This window comes from Microbacterium sp. Kw_RZR3, assembly GCF_029222405.1.
Taxonomy (GTDB): domain Bacteria; phylum Actinomycetota; class Actinomycetes; order Actinomycetales; family Microbacteriaceae; genus Microbacterium.
This window is the reverse complement of sequence record NZ_JARHXC010000286.1, coordinates 1-16,307: the sequence shown is the minus strand read 5'-3', so window position 1 is coordinate 16,307 and position 16,307 is coordinate 1. Positions and strand designations below refer to the sequence as shown.

General features: G+C 67.9%; 15 protein-coding genes. 7 read left to right on the top strand and 8 right to left on the bottom strand.

Going from position 1 to position 16,307, the window contains the following annotated elements; genetic code table 11:
* Positions 1-10: 10 nt before the first annotated feature.
* The 8 genes from P2P98_RS15885 to P2P98_RS15850 are packed head-to-tail and all read right to left on the bottom strand — an operon-like array spanning position 11 to position 8,732.
* A complete protein-coding gene (locus P2P98_RS15885) occupies positions 11-1,063 on the bottom strand; it encodes a 2,3-butanediol dehydrogenase (protein WP_275801163.1) in 1,053 nt (350 codons plus the stop codon).
* 17 nt (positions 1,064-1,080) lie between these two features.
* Complete coding sequence (locus tag P2P98_RS15880; protein ID WP_275801161.1) at positions 1,081-1,947, bottom strand: amidohydrolase family protein; 867 nt, start codon at positions 1,945-1,947, stop codon at positions 1,081-1,083.
* Between the two features lie 11 nt (positions 1,948-1,958).
* A complete protein-coding gene (locus P2P98_RS15875) occupies positions 1,959-2,363 on the bottom strand; it encodes a PaaI family thioesterase (RefSeq protein ID WP_275801160.1) in 405 nt (134 codons plus the stop codon).
* A complete protein-coding gene (locus tag P2P98_RS15870; RefSeq protein ID WP_275801157.1) occupies positions 2,360-2,827 on the bottom strand; it encodes a MaoC family dehydratase in 468 nt (155 codons plus the stop codon). The genes P2P98_RS15875 and P2P98_RS15870 overlap by 4 nt, the downstream gene beginning before the upstream one ends.
* The gene (locus P2P98_RS15865) at positions 2,824-4,533 is read right to left on the bottom strand and encodes an AMP-binding protein (protein ID WP_275801155.1); all 1,710 of its coding nucleotides are present in this window, start codon (positions 4,531-4,533) and stop codon (positions 2,824-2,826) included. Before P2P98_RS15865 ends, P2P98_RS15870 begins: the two co-directional genes overlap by 4 nt.
* A gap of 23 nt (positions 4,534-4,556) precedes the next feature.
* Complete coding sequence (locus tag P2P98_RS15860) at positions 4,557-5,969, bottom strand: MFS transporter (RefSeq protein WP_275801153.1); 1,413 nt, start codon at positions 5,967-5,969, stop codon at positions 4,557-4,559.
* A gap of 45 nt (positions 5,970-6,014) precedes the next feature.
* On the bottom strand, positions 6,015-7,730 hold the full coding sequence (locus tag P2P98_RS15855; RefSeq protein ID WP_275801151.1) for an FAD-dependent monooxygenase: 1,716 nt from the start codon (positions 7,728-7,730) through the stop codon (positions 6,015-6,017).
* A 33-nt stretch (positions 7,731-7,763) separates the two neighbouring features.
* Positions 7,764-8,732 carry a LysR family transcriptional regulator gene (locus P2P98_RS15850; protein WP_275801150.1) on the bottom strand — a complete coding sequence of 323 codons (969 nt, stop codon included), beginning with the start codon at positions 8,730-8,732 and terminating at the stop codon, positions 7,764-7,766.
* Positions 8,733-8,873: 141 nt separating this feature from the next.
* Between P2P98_RS15850 and P2P98_RS15845 the strand changes: the two genes are divergently transcribed.
* From P2P98_RS15845 to P2P98_RS15815, 7 genes are all read left to right on the top strand, one after another.
* Positions 8,874-9,692 (top strand): fumarylacetoacetate hydrolase family protein, encoded by an 819-nt coding sequence (locus P2P98_RS15845; protein ID WP_275801148.1) that lies wholly within the window; start codon positions 8,874-8,876, stop codon positions 9,690-9,692.
* A complete protein-coding gene (locus P2P98_RS15840) occupies positions 9,692-10,630 on the top strand; it encodes an acetaldehyde dehydrogenase (acetylating) (RefSeq protein ID WP_275801147.1) in 939 nt (312 codons plus the stop codon). Before P2P98_RS15845 ends, P2P98_RS15840 begins: the two co-directional genes overlap by 1 nt.
* Complete coding sequence (gene dmpG / locus P2P98_RS15835; RefSeq protein WP_275801146.1) at positions 10,627-11,658, top strand: 4-hydroxy-2-oxovalerate aldolase; 1,032 nt, start codon at positions 10,627-10,629, stop codon at positions 11,656-11,658. The genes P2P98_RS15840 and dmpG overlap by 4 nt, the downstream gene beginning before the upstream one ends.
* Complete coding sequence (locus P2P98_RS15830; RefSeq protein ID WP_275801144.1) at positions 11,658-12,542, top strand: alpha/beta hydrolase; 885 nt, start codon at positions 11,658-11,660, stop codon at positions 12,540-12,542. The genes dmpG and P2P98_RS15830 overlap by 1 nt, the downstream gene beginning before the upstream one ends.
* A gap of 28 nt (positions 12,543-12,570) precedes the next feature.
* Positions 12,571-13,512 (top strand): 3-carboxyethylcatechol 2,3-dioxygenase, encoded by a 942-nt coding sequence (locus P2P98_RS15825; RefSeq protein ID WP_275801142.1) that lies wholly within the window; start codon positions 12,571-12,573, stop codon positions 13,510-13,512.
* Between the two features lie 50 nt (positions 13,513-13,562).
* On the top strand, positions 13,563-14,714 hold the full coding sequence (locus tag P2P98_RS15820; RefSeq protein ID WP_275801140.1) for an iron-containing alcohol dehydrogenase: 1,152 nt from the start codon (positions 13,563-13,565) through the stop codon (positions 14,712-14,714).
* Between the two features lie 96 nt (positions 14,715-14,810).
* Entirely contained in the window at positions 14,811-16,301 is a 1,491-nt protein-coding gene (locus P2P98_RS15815; RefSeq protein WP_275801138.1) for an aldehyde dehydrogenase family protein, read from the top strand.
* Positions 16,302-16,307 lie beyond the last annotated feature (6 nt).

The following is a 16,307-nucleotide window of genomic DNA, read 5'->3' as shown; positions in this document are numbered from 1 at the left end:
CAGCGGACGATCACGGATGGACGAGGATCTTCACCTCGGTCTCGTTGTTCTGGATGAGTCGTTCGAAGCCCTGCTCGACGACATCCTCCAAAGCGATCCGGCTCGTGATGAGCGGGGTCAGATCGATGGATCCCTCCTGGATGAGGGCGATGACAGCGGCGTGGTCGTGGGCGTAGGCCATGGATCCGCGCAAGGTGATCTCCTTTATGACGACACGCTCCATGTCGACGGCTGCCGGCGTCATCCACACGGACACGTTGACGATGGTGCCGGTGGGCTTCACGGCATCCATCAGCATGTCGAGCACGGGCTGGACACTCGTGCACTCGAACGCGACATCGGCGCCGCGACCGCCCGTGCGATCGCGGACGGCCTGGGCGACATCCGTCTCCGAGGGATCGAAGACGGCATCCACGCCGACGACCCGCGCTTTCTCCTTGCGCGCGGGATTGATCTCCGACACGACCACGTTCAGGCCCTTGGCCTTCAAGATGGCTGCCGTCATGAGGCCGATCGGGCCCGCCCCGCCCACCAGAGCGGTCTGACCCCGCTCGGCACCGCTGCGCGTCACCGCGTGGTGAGCCACCGCGAGCGGTTCGATGAGGGCGGCCTGGTCGAGGGGGATGTCCCCGATGGGGTGGACCCACTTCCGGTCGGCGACGACCTTCTCGCTCAATCCGCCGCCGCGGCCCGCGAGCCCGACGAAGTTCGTGTCCGGCGACAGCTGATACTCGTCATCGGGTCCCATGGGCACGTCGTCGCGGATGATGTAGGGCTCGACGACGACGTTCTGGCCGACGACGAGATCGGTGACGCCCTCCCCGACCGCGCTGACGGTACCCGAGAACTCGTGGCCCATGATGATCGGCGGCTCCTCGCCGGAGATCGGGTGCGGGTGTCCCGGATGGGGGATGAAGTTCGGACCGACGAGGTACTCGTGCAGGTCGCTCCCGCAGATCCCGCACCAGGCGATGTCGACCATGACGGCGCCGGGTCGGAGGACGGGTTCGGGGACGTCCTCGACGCGCAGGTCTCGCGCGGCGTGGAAACGAGCGGCTTTCATGGTCTCTCCATTCGAGGTCAGGACGAGGGGTCGGTGAGGGTGAGCCGCGTCGCCGCCTGTGGGAAGACACGGAGGAGGTTTCGCCACATGATGTTCTCGAGGTCCTCTTGCGGCATGTCGGATGCCAGGAGTTCGTGCATCACGGATGGCGTGTTGTACAGGAGCGGCTGCGCGTACGAGTCGGTTCCGAACAGGAGCCGCTCCGAGCCGAACCGCCCGACGAACTCGTCGAGAGGGCGGAGCAAGGGGAAGCAGATGGCGGTGTCGAAAAGCACGTTGGGGCAACGCTCCGCAATGTCGAAGAGGTAGCGGATCTGCGTGGCACCGGAGAATCCGTCCAGCGCCACGAGGGTGGCATCCGGATGCGCGGTCGCCAGATCCAACAGCGACCACGGAGCTTCCAGACCCGACTCGCTGAACAGGTGGAGGTAGCAGGGCAGTCCGTGTTCGGTAGCGAGATCGATCAGGACGTGCATCCGACGGTCGGAGAGCGCCACGCCCTGGTAGCGGGTGTGCCACGCCAGGCCGTCGATGCGGCATTCGTCGACGAGTCGCGCCACCTCGTCTCGGCAGAGCGAATCGCGATGCAGGGGTTCGACCGTGCCGAGCGCGAGGGGGAATCGGCTGGGCAGACTGTTGCGATACGCGACGATGCCGTCGTTGAGTGCGCGCGTGCTGGCGATTCCCTCGCTGCGGTCGTACTGGAAGCCGGGCAGGACACAGGCGGCGGTCAGACCGAACTGATCGAGCATCGCAGCGTGCACCTCGACCGGCCGGATGCTGGCCCCGTCGACCGTCGTCCCTTCTTCTCCCATTCCCAGAGCAAGTTCGCCCACGTGGTGATGGGTGTCGATGATGTGCGCTGTCGTTCGAGAGGGGGTCATCGCTGTTCCTTTCACGCGGTCCGCGGGTTGCGGAACACCGCTGCCGCGGACGCGATCAGGCGGCCATCACAGGTGATCTCCCCCGCCACGAAGCTCATGGTCTTGGTGCGCGCGGTGACCCGGGCCGAGCCGAGCAGCGTCTCGCCGAGGGAAGCAGCGCCGATCATGCTGCTGGAGAGCTGGATCGTGATGGGATGCCCCTGCTGGCCCGCACCGAGCGAGCGCTCGACCTCCGCACCGAGCGTGAAGTCGAGAAGAGTCAGAATGAGTCCCCCGTGCACGGTGCCGTTCGGGTTCACATGGGCCGATCGCACCGTGAGGCGGATGCCGATCGCGTCCGGTGCGGCACTCCACTCGATGCCACCGATGTGGTCGAGGAACGTGCCCTCCTGGCCGATCGATACGTAGTCGCTCATCGCGAGTCTCCTTCGGTGATCAAGACGATCCAGTCGGCGATCATCGCCGGGCGATCCGAGCCTTTCCGCTCGAGGACGCAGCCGAGGACGAGCCGATAACCGGCCGAGGTCTCCTCGAGGGAGTCGAGCGTCAACCGCAGCCGCAGCGAATCCGCGGGCGTGACCGGCGCGGTGAACCGCACCCTGTCCAGCCCGTAGTTCGTCCAGCGCTGCGCCCGGCGCACCGCGTAGCACTCGTTGGCGAGACCGGTGACGAGGCTGAGCAGGAGGAAGCCGTGCGCGAGCACGTCGCCGAACGGCCCCTCCGACTTCGCACGCGGACGGTCCACGTGGATCCAATGCTCGTCACCGGTGAGCTTCCCGAAGGCGGCGATGCGCTCAGCGGGCACCGTGACCCAGCTGCTCTCTCCGAGCACGCTTCCCACCCGCTCACGGAGCTCACCCGCGGAATCGACGGTGATCATGAGGCCTCCTTCGCCCCGACGGCATCGAGGTGATAAAGCGCGTCGATCAGTCCGACCGAGGCGACGCGGAACGGGGCCGGTTTGATCAGCCCTTTCGGCGAGAGCAGGTCTGCCGGCGGTTCCCCGGGCAAGACGGCGGCGGCCCGGATCAGGTTGGTCTGCCCCGACGTGTGCGCGTTGTGAGCGCCGATGACGGCGTCGACGTCCACTCGTGCGCCCTCCTCCACCCAGAACACCGCCACGAGGTGAGGACGGTCCGGTCCGGCGACGACGACGTCGCGCACCGCTGCACCGCCCTGGGCGAGCAGGCTCGAGCGCAGGCGGTCGACGTTCACCCATGACCCGTTGGCCAACTTGAAGTCGTCTGCGATGCGGCCGTCGAAGCGGAACCCGCGACCCGGGTCGTCCTCGTCCACGAGGACGCCGGCGTCGCCCGATCGATAGAAGCCGTCGCCATCGAACACCGCGGCCGTTAGATCCGGCGCTCGCCAGTATCCGGGCATCACGCCGGGCCCCTTCACCCGCAGTTCGAGCTTGTCGGCCACCGGGACCAGCCGCACGGTCACTCCGGGCAGCGGGGGCCCGATGTGGCCGGGTTCGCTGTCGGTGGTGTGGACGGTCGTGGCCGCCGGCCCCACCTCCGTCGATCCCCAGCCCGTAAGCACGGGCACCGGCCGCTCTCGGACGGTCAGCGACAACTCGCGCAGCCGGTGGAACGTGGTCATCGGCATCGCGGCTCCGGCGGAGAAGAGCGCGTCGGAGCGGGCGAAGAACGCCCGTCGAAACGCGTCATCGGCTTCCAACACCGGGAGGAGGGCGTGGAAGGTGGCAGGGACAGCGGCGTGGAACGTGGGCGAGAACTCCGTGATCGAGGCGATCGTTCGAACGAGTTCCTGGGGACGACCGTGCGCATCATCGATGTGAAGGGTGCCTCCCCCGAGGAGCACCATGTCGATGTTCGCGTTGCCCCCGAAGGCGTGGTTCCAGGGCAGCCAGTCCACCAGCACCGGCGCGTGATCCGTCACGAACGGCCACACGTCGGCCGTGGCCCGCATGTTGCTGACGAGCATCCGATGCGTGTAGACGACGGCCTTCGGCGTACCGGTCGACCCGGAGGTCAGCAGCAGCTTGACGGCGTCGTCGTCCTGCGCCACGGCGAGCAGCTGGTCGCCGACGTCGTGCGCGCGATCACGAGTGTGCTCGTCGCGGGGACGCATGCTCGTCACCGCGATCCGCCCGTCAGGAAGTCCCGCGTGCAACGCAGGATCCGGGACCACGATGAGCGCGGGATCGACGACGTCCAGCACTCCGGCGATGCGCGCCGGGTCGGCGCCCGGGCGGAGGTACTGCGGCGCGATCGGCGCCCACATCGCGCCTGCCAGCATGATCGCGTGGCCGTAGATGAACGACTCGATGCTGTTGGTCGCGATCACGGCCACCCGTTCGCCGCGCTGGATTCCCTGCTCGGCCAGGCCCACCGCGGTCCGCGCGATGGCGGACCAGGCGCTCGCGTAATCGAGCGCGCGTCGTTCCCCATCGGGTGCAACTTCGGTGAGCAGGACGGAGTGCGGCGTCCTGCGAGCCCACCGACGCAACCAGTGCAAGGTCGTGACCGGCGCTGCCGAGAGCTCGTGCCGCGAGCGCATTTCGATCACGCCGCCCGGCAGACGCTCGACCTCGACGTCGGGGTCCTTGAACGCAGACACGCCGTGGATCGTCGGCGATGCGCTCACCGGGCGGCCTCGCCGGATGCGGAGTGCGCGACGCGATGGCGGGACGCACGCGTCAGGTGCGAGGTCGCGGCGCCTTTCTCACTCCCGCCGAGCGACGGGGCCTCTACGGCACGCTCCTTCGAGAACACGAGCGCGATGATGCTCAGCACGGCCACCCCGGCGACGAACCACACGATGGGAGCCACGTCGCCCGGGTCGCCGGCGATGAGGGCGGTCATGATGAGCGGGCCGAAGCCGCCGCCGGTCGTCGCAGCGAGCTGATAGCCCAGCGACAGACCGGTGAACCGCGAGCCGGTGTGGAAGCGCTCGCCCATGAAGGCCGCGAGTGGACCGAAGGTGGCTCCGATGGCGAGACCGTTGATGAGAGAGAAGGCGAGCAACGCTCCCCCCGCGGTGCCGGTCTGCAGCAGAGCGAAGAACGGCCACGCGAGCACGGCCCCCGCGATGACGCCACCGATCATCACCGGGCGGCGCCCGACCCGGTCGGAGAGGGCGGCGAAGAGGAGTTCGCCGATGATGCAGACGAGCGACCCGGCAGACGAGATGAAGAGCACGCTCGAGGTCGTCAACCCGTGGGCGGCGCCGTAGGTGATCCCGAAGGCACCGGAGAGCGTGAAGGAGAGGAACGGTGCCAGCAGTGCGACGAAGGCGAGGATGAGCGCGCCGGGTCGGCGCAGCACCTCGATCAGGGGCGGGCGCACCTTTTCGGTCGCGGTCTCGCGTCGACGCTGCTCCTCCACGAACAGCGGCGACTCGGAGACGCGCACACGGATCCACAGACCGAACACCACCAGGACGGCGCTGAGGGCGAAGGGCACGCGCCAGCCCCAGCTGAGGAACTGGTCCTCGGGCATCAGTGCGAACAAGGCGAGCACGACGCCCGCCAGCAGGGAGCCGCTCGGCTGTCCCGCGGTGGCGAACACGGAGGCGAATCCACGTCGCCGCGGGTTCGCGTGCTCGAACGCCATGAGCGCAGCACCGCCCCACTCACCCCCGACCGAGAGCCCCTGCACGATGCGCAGCACGATGAGAAGCACGGGGGCGAGCACCCCCGCTTGATCGCGAGTGGGAAGAACAGCCATCAGCGCCGTCGCGACACCCATCATGCTCATCGTGAGCACGAGCACCGACTTGCGTCCGACGCGGTCGCCGAAGTATCCGAAGATGATCGCCCCGAGGGGCCTCACCACGAAGCCGACGGCCAAGGTCGCGAAAGCCGCGATCGTGGCGACGGCGGGAGGCAGATCATTGAAGAACAGCCGGTTGAAGATGAGCCCGGATGCGGCGGCGTAGAGCACGAAGTCGTAGTACTCGATCATGCTGCCCACGTAGCTCGAGGTCAGCACGCGTCGGAGCTCCGTGCCGTCCTTGCCGACGTACATCGGGATCTTGGGCTTGGTTGTGCTCATTGTGGTGTCTCCTTTGATCTCCATGAGCGAGCGGGGGGCGAGGGGTCACGCCGCGCCCACGCGACGGTCTTCCTCGACGTCCCGGTCGACGGTGCGCGCGGAGCCGAGCAGTCGGCCGAACATCGCATCCGGGTCGTCGGGGGAAGTGCCGCTGTAGGCGATGTAGAGGTCCGGCCGCACCAGGACGGCGGGGACGTCGAATGTCCCCTCGGCCTCTTCGTCGTCCAGGGCGACGATCTCCAGCGCGACGCCCGCTCTCCGTGCCGCGGCGCGGAAGGGCTCCGCATCGGTGTCGCCCACCGTGATGAGGGTCCAGTCGCGTCCGAGCGCGTCGAAGAGGGACGAGCCGTCGGTCCTCCAGACGTGCGGCAGCCGCGAGCCGGCCCGCACGGACGGCGTGTACGTATCGATGGCGGCGATCGCCGTCGCATCGGCGGACTCGGGCGAAACGATGCCCGCCGAGTGCTCGTATCTCGAACCGAACTGCACTCCCTGGCTGTGCCACTGCTGACGATCGATCAGCTGGATGAGCCGGCCTGCCTCCGCGCGCAGCGCGTTCCCCCGCTCGGACGCCGCGTGCAGTTCGGGATCGCGTCCGATGGCGGACATGTCGCGATCGATCTTCAAAGCTGCCCGAGAGGTCGCCTCGCCGACAGACTGCCGCTCCGCCTCGTAGTCGTCGAGGAGGGCGTCCGTCCCCGCGCCGGAGAGCAGTGCCGCCAGACGCCAGCCGAGCCCGACCGCATCGGCGATGCCGGTGTTCATGCCGAACCCGCCGAGGGGCAGCCACAGGTGCGCCGCGTCACCGGCCAGGGCGATCCGTCCCTGGCGGAAGGAGTCCGCGACCAGGCGGCGCGGAGTCCAGCGGATGACCTGGAGCTTCTCATGGGCTATGGGGCGACCGATGGCGGCTTCGAGGACCCGATCGGGGTCGAGGTCTTCGGGCTCCATCCCCTCCGGCACGCGAGCGTGACAGAGGAAGAGGGACTCGCCGTCGAGTTGGAGGAAGGAACCGCGAAGCTCGGGCCCGTACCACCAGTACATCCATCCCGGATTCTTCAGGAGCGGAACGAGCTCCTCGGACCGGAAGTAGATCGAGAGGCGGCGCTCGGCAGCTTCGGCATCCCCCTGCAGACGGGCGCCGATGGCACGGCGCATGACACTCGCCCCACCGTCGCACCCGGCGGCGTAGCGGGCCCGCACCGTGCGGGAATCGCCGTTCGCCGTCGCGGTGAGCGTGATCGAGACTCCGTCGGCATCCTGGTCGGCGTTCGTCGCCTCCCAGCCCCGCGCGACCGTGACGCTCGGCAGCTCGGCCAAGCGGTCCGCGAGCAGAGGCTCGAGGAAGATCTGCGAGATCCTGTGCTGCGGCTCAGGGGTCGGCCACTCGGCGAACTCGGGGGCCGAGCCGTCGAGCACCGCCTGACTCGAAGAGAACTCGAAGCGGGTGAGTTCGTAGGAGTCCAGTGTCGTCACGTACACCACGTCGGTCGCGTGCTCGAGGGGCAGCCCGGCGCGGCGGATGCGGTCGGCGCTGCCCTGACGGCGGAAGTACTCCATCGATCGGGCGTTCGTCGTATTGCACCGGGGGTTGGTGGTGGTCTCCGTGGCCTTCTCGACCACGAGTGTCTTCACTCCGCGGAGGCCGAGTTCGGTCGCGAGTGTCATTCCGACCGGGCCTGCCCCGACGACGACGACGTCCCAGGCGGACTCGGCATCGAGCGCGCGATCAACTGAGGTGGGGTTCTGGCTTGTCAACACCGCATCACGGTAAGACGGAGCCGCGTGATAGCACTATGACGTAATCGCGCCTTCATCGATAGCCGAATCGCGAGCAGTCTCCTCCCCCAAACGTTCGTCGATGACGAGACGCAGTCGGTCGAGGAGGCGCTGCTGAACGGGAGTGAGCCGACTTCCGATACGCCGCACGATGAAGAGCTTGTCTCGAATGGGCTGTCCTGCGATGCGCACTTCGCGCAGTGTCCCCGCCTCGATGTCGGCCTGTACCGACGCGCGCCACAGCATGGCGACCCCGATGTCGGCGGCCACGGCCTGCTTGATCGACTCAGCGCTTCCGAGTTCGATCTCCACCCGACGGTCGGTGACCCCGATCGACTCGAGCGCGTTGTCTTGACTGCGCCGGATGGCCATCCCGCCGGGCGGGCAGACGAAGGGCAGCTTCGCCAGCTGCTCCGGCGTGACCGTGTCGGGGATCTCGGTGTTCGTCGCCGCGGCGATCACCGCCCACAGCGGCTCGGCGACGAGTTCGGAGTCGAAGGCTCGCGAGTCGAGCACCGCACCGGTGGCGACGATGGCGAAGTCGTGCCTGCCGAGACGCGCCTGCTCCAACGCGGTCTCGACCGCCGAGATCTCCAACCGCACGGACACTCCGGGGTTCGCGACTTTGAAGTCGATGACCGCCGGAGTGAGGATGCTGTTGCCGACGGTGATGCTCGCTCCCACCGACACGAAACCCGAGAGCCCGTCGGAGAGGTCGGCGAGATCCTTATCCAGGTCGAGGCGTCCGCGCAGCACCTCGTTCGCCCACAGCAGGGTGCGTTCTCCCGCTTCGGTCAAGGCGATGCCCCGACCCTCGGGGTGGAACAGCCGCGCCCCGATCTTCTGCTGCAGAGACCGAAGGTGCGCGCTGACGACCGGCTGCGAGATGTAGAGCTCCTCCGCTGCCCGGCGCACCCCGCCCAGTTCGGCGACCTTGCTGAAGACTTCGAGCTTCTGTAGGGAAATGCGATTGTCGGGGGACATGTGGGCCTCCTCGCCCGGGACTGCACAAATAGTCAATCGACTATATGACTTTGCAAATCTACGTCATAGATCAATGGGTTTCCCGACCGTACCGTGGACCGGGTCGCAAGAGAAATATCGCGGCACCGAAGGGAGTCCAGCGTGGTGCACATCGACGAGGCAGCCGCACGACTGCGCATCGCCGCCGAGACCGGACGACCCTGCTCGCCGATCCGTGAGCTCGAGCGTTACTCCATTTCCGACGCGTATGCGATCCAGGAACTCGTCCTGATGTCGCGGGTCACGTCGGCGAACCGACGCATCGGACGCAAAGTCGGACTCACCTCCCCCGCGGTGCAGAAGCAGCTCGGAGTCGAGCAGCCCGACTTCGGAGTCCTTCTCGCCGACATGGAGGTCGCCGACGGGGGCCACCTGCCGACATCCGCGCTCCTGCAGCCGCGCATCGAGGCTGAGATCGCTTTCGTGCTCGGAGCGGACGTTCCCGACCCGGACCCCGCCGCGGTCATGCGAGCCGTCGCCTACGCGGCTCCGGCTCTCGAAGTCGTCGACAGTCGTGTGGCCGGTTGGGACATCACCATCGTCGACACGATCGCCGACAATGCGTCCAGCGGACTGTTCGTGCTCGGCTCCTCGCGCCTCGCGCTCGACGAGTTCGAGCCGGTGGCGGTCTCGATGACGATGCGCCGCAACGGCGAGATCGTCTCGACGGGCACGGGCGCGGACTGCCTGGGCGATCCCCGGAACGCCCTGGTCTGGGTGGCCGAGACGGCGCTCAGCCTGGGCCGTCCGCTTCGTGCGGGTGAGGTCGTTCTCTCGGGCGCGCTCGGGCCGATGGTCCCCGTCTTCCCGGGCGACCTCTTCGAAGCCGAGATCACGGGCCTCGGTTCCGTCTCCGTACGCGCTTCCGCGCACTCCCCCGTGGCATCCGTGGATGCATCCGCTCCCAGAAAGGACTCCTGATGGCCAAAGCGGCGATCATCGGGTCGGGCAACATCGGCACCGACCTCATGTTCAAGATCCTGCGACTCAGCGAAACGCTCGACATGGGCGTCATGGTGGGAATCGATCCGGAATCAGACGGGCTCGCGCGCGCCCGTCGACTGGGCATCGCCACCACGTCCGACGGGGTGGACGGCCTCATCGCTCACCCCGACTTCGACCAGATCGAGGTGGTCTTCGACGCCACCAGCGCGGGCGCCCACCGTCACAACGCACAACGACTGCTCCCGCTTGGCAAGCAGCTCGTCGACCTCACCCCGGCCGCCATCGGCCCGTACGTCGTTCCGTGCGTCAATCTCGACGCCCACCTCGACGCACCCGACATCAACATGGTCACGTGCGGTGGACAGGCGACCATCCCCATCGTCGCCGCCGTCAGCTCCGTGGTTCCCGTCCACTACGCCGAGATCGTGGCATCCATCTCCTCTCGTTCGGCGGGCCCCGGGACGCGGGCGAACATCGACGAGTTCACCGAGACCACGGCGCGCGCGATCGAGGAGGTAGGACGCGCGGCGCGGGGCAAGGCGATCATCGTCCTGAACCCGGCCGAGCCGCCGATGATCATGCGCGACACCGTGCAACTGGTCGTGGGTCGTCTCGACGAGACCACGAAGCACCGCATCGTCGAGTCGATCGCGGCCACGGTAGCCGAGGTGTCCGACTACGTCCCCGGCTACCGTCTGAAACAGGAGGTGCAGTTCTCCGACGAAGGTGCCGAGCTCGACGGTCTGCTCCCCTCCCCCGCGGACGGTCGCTACACTCGCGTGGCCGTCTTCCTCGAGGTGGAGGGGGCCGCGCACTACCTGCCCTCCTACGCCGGGAACCTCGACATCATGACCTCGGCAGCGCTTCGCGTGGCCGAGCGCGTGGTGTCCGCACGTCTCGAGGTGAACGCATGACCACCTCGGTGTACCTCCAGGACGTCACACTCCGCGATGGCATGCACGCGCTGCGGCACCGGATCACCCCGGCGAACATCGCCCAGATCGCCGCAGGACTCGACCGGGCCGGCGTCGCCGCGATCGAGGTGTCTCACGGCGACGGACTGGGCGGCAGCAGCCTGACGTACGGCGCCGGAAGCAACACGGACTGGGAGTGGATCGAGGCTGCGGCCGGCGCTGTGCGCACCGCGGTGCTGACCACGCTCATCCTGCCCGGCATCGGCACACTGCACGACCTCGCCCGGGCCCGCGACCTCGGCGTGCGATCGGTGCGGGTCGCCACCCACTGCACGGAGGCGGACGTCGCCGCCCAGCACATCGCCGCCGCCCGCGAATGGGGCATGGACGTCTCGGGCTTCCTGATGATGTCGCACCTCAACGACCCCGGTTCCCTCGCGCAGCAGGCGAAGCTGATGGAGTCCTACGGCGCGCACTGCGTGTACGTCACCGACTCCGGGGGTCGCCTGACGATGGCCGGGGTACGAGAACGCGTGCGCGCCTACCGCGATGTGCTCGACGCGTCCACCGAGATCGGCGTGCACGCTCATCAGAACCTGTCGCTCTCCGTGGCCAACTCGATCGTGGCGGTCGAGGAAGGTGCCCACCGGGTCGACGCATCTCTCGCGGGCCTGGGGGCGGGCGCCGGGAACACGCCGATCGAACCGTTCGTTGCGGCGGCAGAACTGCAGGGGTGGGAGACCGGCGCCGATCTGTTCGCGCTCCAAGACCTCGCGGACGACGTCGTGCGACCGTTGCAGGACCGCGCGGTGCAGGTCGACCGAGAAACGCTCAGTCTCGGCTATGCGGGGGTGTACTCGAGCTTCCTGCGGCACGCCGAACGTGCGGCCGAGACCTATGGCCTCGATGCGCGCGAGGTCCTGGTCGAGGTGGGCGCCCGCCGTCTCATCGGCGGACAGGAAGACATGATCATCGACGTCGCCCTCGACCTCGTGGCCGAGCGCGACGCACAGAAGGCGAGGGCATGATGGCCGACCGTCCTTACACGAGCGTCTGGAGCGATCTGAATCAGGTCGAGTTCAGCCAGGGTTTCATCGACGCCGGCGGGTACCGCACTCGGTATCTGCACGCGGGCGACGCGTCGAAGCCGCCTCTCGTGCTTCTGCACGGCATCACCGGTCATGCGGAGGCGTACGTGCGCAACCTGCAGGCGCACGGCGAGCACTTCGATGTCTGGGCCATCGATTTCATCGGCCACGGCTACAGCGCGAAGCCCGAGCATCCCCTCGAGATTCCTCATTACGTCGCGCAGGTCTGCGGCTTCCTCGACGCCATCGGCGCGGAGAAGGCGTCGTTCTCGGGCGAGTCACTCGGCGGGTGGGTGACCGCCCGATTCGCCCAGCTGCACCCCGAGCGGGTGGAACGGATCGTGCTCAACACCATGGGCGGCACCATGGCCAACCCCAAGGTCATGGAGCGGCTGTACACGCTGTCGATGGATGCCGCCCGCGATCCCAGCTGGGAGCGTGTACGGACTCGGCTGGAGTGGCTGATGGCCGACCCGACCATGGTGACGGACGATCTCATCCGCACACGCCAGATGATCTTCGAGCAGCCGGACTGGCTGATGGCGTGCGAGATGAACATGGCGCTGCAGGATCCCGAGACGCGGGCGCGGAACATGATCTCCGACGACGACCTCCGCGCCATCCAGGCACCGGCGATGGTGCTGTGGACGACGAAAGACCCGTCGGGCCCGGTCGACGAGGGGCGACGGATAGCCTCCCTCATTCCCCACGGGAGGTTGGCGGTGATGGAGAACTGCGGTCACTGGCCTCAGTACGAGGACACCGACACCTTCAACCGCCTGCACCTGGACTTTCTGCTCGGCCGATCCGTCGCCGATCAGTAGCCCCGAACGCCTCAGACAAGGAGCCATCATGCCGGTCGCACTCGCCGCCATGTCACACAGCCCGCTGCTCGAGCTCGTCGATCCCGGGCCCGAGACCACCGAGGCCGTGGAGGGCGCCTTCGCCGCGGCACGCGCCTTCGTCACCGATTTCGACCCCGAGCTGATCGTGAGCTTCGGGCCCGACCACTACAACGGCTTCTTCTACGAACTGATGCCCCCGTTCTGCTTGGGGTATGAAGCCGTGAGCATCGGCGACTACGGCAGCCAGGCCGGCGTGCTGGACGTTCCCACCGACATCGCCCGCGGTCTCGCCGAAGCCGTTCTGGACCAGGGAGTGGACCTGGCGGTTTCTTTGCGGATGGAGGTCGACCACGGCGCGGTTCAGCCGCTGGAGATCCTCTATGGCTCCCTCACGGCGAAGCCCGTCATCCCCATCTTCATCAACTCGGTCGCGCCCCCGTTCACCCCGCTCGCCCGAGTGCGAGCGCTCGGCTCTGCCATCGGCGACTACTTCGCCGGCACGGACAAACGCGTGCTGTTCCTCGCCTCGGGCGGCCTGTCGCACGACCCGCCCGTGCCTCGGATCGCGACCGCCACGCGCGAACAGCGTGAGTTCCTGTTGGGCGGGGGGCGGCATCTCACTCCCGAAGCCCGCAACGACCGCCAACAGCGCGTCATCTCGGCCGCCCACGCATTCGCAGCGGGTGAAGCGGACATCATGGATCTCGCCCCCGAGTGGGATGAGGCATTCCTCGACATCGTGGAGAGCGGCGATCTCTCGTCCTTCGACGCCTGGAACCCGAAGTGGATGACAGAGACGGCCGGCAACTCCTCGCACGAGGTGCGAACGTGGATCGCCGCATACTCGGCCCTGGCCTCCAGCGGGCGCTACCGTCTGGATACCCGGTTCTACCGGCCCATCAAGGAGTTCATCGCCGGGTTCTCCGTCACGACCGCGGTCCTCGCGTAAGCGGGATCACGCATCCCCCCAGGGCACACCGACTGCGAAGAAGGATTCGGATGGCATTCATCCAGTACATCGGCCGCATCCAGTTCGACGATGGCGCGCGGCAGACACTGCCCGCCGAGGTCGCGCGGCTGGGCCTCGAGCGGCCCCTGATCATCTCCGATCGGGGGCTCCAGGCCAACGGCGTGCTCGCGAAGGCCCTCGAGTTCCTGACGGGGTGGGAGGCCCTGCCGACCTTCCTCGACGTTCCGAGCAACCCCACCGAAGCGGCGGCGCGCGCCGCGCTGGACCTCTATCGCTCGGAGGGCTGCGACGGGGTCATCGCCATCGGCGGCGGTTCGCCGATGGACTGCGGCAAAGCGGTCGCTCTCCTCGCGACCCACGATCAACCGCTCGAGGTCTACCTCGCGAAGTCGGGCGGCGAGGCGCGGATCACGCGAGACGTGGCGCCCGTCATCGCCATGCCGACGACGGCGGGCACGGGCAGCGAGATCGGACGGGGCGCGGGACTCACTCTGGCGAACGGGGAGAAGGAGGTCTTCCTCAGCCCGAATCTCGTGCCCCGCGTGGCGATCTGCGACCCCGAGCTCACTCATGGCCTACCGCCGCACCTCACGGCCGCGACGGGCATCGACGCGTTCACGCACGCCTTCGAGGCGTTCCTGTCACCCGCCGTCAATCCTCCGGCCGACGCCATCGCCCTTGAAGCCCTTCGCCGGATGCACGCGTGGCTCCCCCGGGCGGTCGCTGACGGTCGGAATGCGCAGGCTCGAGCGAACGTGATGATGGCCGCCCTCGAAGCGGCGATGACGACGTGGAAGGGCCTCGGTCTCACTCACGCTCTTTCGATGCCCTTCGATGATCTCGGTCTGCACCACGGCACGGTGGTGGGTGTGCTCCTGCCGCACACGATCGACTTCCTCACCGAGGCCGTACCGATCGAGCGGCTCGCCGCGGCCTCGGAGGCCCTCGGCTCCACGCCGGCGACGCTGGCGATCGATCTGGCCGCCTTCACCGAGCAGCTCGGCCTTCCCTCTGATCTCACGGCGCTCGGAGTCGACCCCCGGAGCCTCGCCGACTACGGCGTGCTGGCGGCGGGCAGCGCCTTCAACAGAACCGCGCCCGGCCAGGCGAGCGCAGCAGACTACGAGCGCATGGCGCGATCGGCGATGACGCCCTTCGGTCGACAGGTCGTTTTGCGCTGACCTCGATACGCCCGACGAACCGATAGTCGTGGGGTTATCGGTTCTCACCGATCTACCTGTTAGTCCTCGTTCACCCCTCTTCTTAGGCTGAAAATCATGACGAACTCCGCATTGTTGCATCCGTCGTCCACCGATGACATCGAGCCGCCCCGCGAACTGCGCGCGCGCAACCCCCGCTCCGGCGAGATCGACTATGTGGTCACTCCGCCGACGCCGGCGGAGGTCACCGCCCTGGCCGCCTCGCTTCGCGAAGGTCAGCGCCCGTGGCGCGACCTCGGGCTCTCCGGCCGGATCGCAGCGCTCTCGGCATGGGCCGACGCGATCGAGCGCGACGTCGCGCGGATCGCCCGCGCCGAGGGCACCGATACCGCGCGTGTGCGCGTCTCGTCCGAGGTGCCCTACATGGTCGCGGCCGCGGTCCGGGATTGGTGCGCCAAAGCACCCGCGCTCATCGACGCCGCGACGCTGGAAGGTCGCTCGAGCGTGATGAGCGACGTCACCTACACGACGCAGTTCGAGCCCTACGGTCTCCTCGGGATCATCAGCCCGTGGAACCATCCCTTCCTCCTGTCGTCCACCGACGCGATCCCCGCGCTGCTCGCCGGATGCGCCGTCCTGGTGAAGCCGAGCGAAGTCACGCCCCGTTTCATCGAGCCCGTGATGTCCACCATCCGGAGCGTGCCCGAGCTCGCCTCGGTCTTCGCTTACATCCCCGGAGCCGCCGACGTGGGGCAGGCTGTCATCGACAATGTGGATGCGCTCTGCTTCACGGGGAGCGTGTCGACGGGCCGCCTGATCGCTGCTGCGTGCGCTTCGCGTTTCATCCCCGCCTTCCTTGAGCTCGGCGGCAAGGATGCCGCGATCGTCACCGCCACCGCGGACGTCGCGTCGGCCGCGTCCGCCATTCTCAAGGGGTCGGTGCACAACACGGGCCAGCTGTGCTTCTCGACCGAGCGCATCTACGTCGACCGCACCATCTACGAGCCGTTCGTCGCCGAACTCGTCCGCCAGTCAGAATCGCTCGAGCTGAGCTACCCCGACCCGACGCACGGCCACCTGGGGCCGTTCATCCTCGAGCGCCAAGCGGAGATCGTCGACGATCATCTTCGTGATGCCGTCGTCCGCGGCGCGACCATCCTCACCGGCGGTACCAGCGTCGAGCTCGGCGGCGGCCGGTACATGCGACCCACCGTGCTCGTGGGCGTCGACCACTCGATGCGCGTGATGACCGAGGAGACGTTCGGACCGGTGATGCCGGTGATGCCCTACGAGAGCATCGACGAGGCCGTCGAACTCGCGAACGACTCCGAGTTCGGCCTGTCCGGAGCGGTCATCTCCGGCAGCGCCGAGGAGTCCGACGCCGTCGCGCGCCGCCTCGACGCCGGTGCCATCAGTCTGCAGGACACGTCGCTGACGATCGGCATCATGCGCGACGTCGAGAAGGTCGCCTTCAAGGCCTCGGGTCTCGGTGGCTCGCGGATGGGGCCCGCGGGCCTGCTGCGTTTCCTGCGCAAGAAGGCCCTGATCCTGCGCACGGGTCCGGTGGTCTCCATGGAGGCGCTCGCCGAGCACAATCGCCCCGTGTGAGCCCAC

Excerpts from the sequence above, each read along its gene's own strand:
- P2P98_RS15885 (WP_275801163.1), bottom strand. The coding sequence starts at position 1,063 with ATGAAAGCCGCTCGTTTCCACGCCGCGCGAGACCTGCGCGTCGAGGAC.
- P2P98_RS15880 (WP_275801161.1), bottom strand. The coding sequence starts at position 1,947 with ATGACCCCCTCTCGAACGACAGCGCACATCATCGACACCCATCACCAC.
- P2P98_RS15875 (WP_275801160.1), bottom strand. The coding sequence starts at position 2,363 with ATGAGCGACTACGTATCGATCGGCCAGGAGGGCACGTTCCTCGACCAC.
- P2P98_RS15870 (WP_275801157.1), bottom strand. The coding sequence starts at position 2,827 with ATGATCACCGTCGATTCCGCGGGTGAGCTCCGTGAGCGGGTGGGAAGC.
- P2P98_RS15860 (WP_275801153.1), bottom strand. The coding sequence starts at position 5,969 with ATGAGCACAACCAAGCCCAAGATCCCGATGTACGTCGGCAAGGACGGC.
- P2P98_RS15850 (WP_275801150.1), bottom strand. The coding sequence starts at position 8,732 with ATGTCCCCCGACAATCGCATTTCCCTACAGAAGCTCGAAGTCTTCAGC.
- P2P98_RS15840 (WP_275801147.1), top strand. The coding sequence starts at position 9,692 with ATGGCCAAAGCGGCGATCATCGGGTCGGGCAACATCGGCACCGACCTC.
- dmpG (WP_275801146.1), top strand. The coding sequence starts at position 10,627 with ATGACCACCTCGGTGTACCTCCAGGACGTCACACTCCGCGATGGCATG.
- P2P98_RS15830 (WP_275801144.1), top strand. The coding sequence starts at position 11,658 with ATGGCCGACCGTCCTTACACGAGCGTCTGGAGCGATCTGAATCAGGTC.
- P2P98_RS15825 (WP_275801142.1), top strand. The coding sequence starts at position 12,571 with ATGCCGGTCGCACTCGCCGCCATGTCACACAGCCCGCTGCTCGAGCTC.
- P2P98_RS15820 (WP_275801140.1), top strand. The coding sequence starts at position 13,563 with ATGGCATTCATCCAGTACATCGGCCGCATCCAGTTCGACGATGGCGCG.
- P2P98_RS15815 (WP_275801138.1), top strand. The coding sequence starts at position 14,811 with ATGACGAACTCCGCATTGTTGCATCCGTCGTCCACCGATGACATCGAG.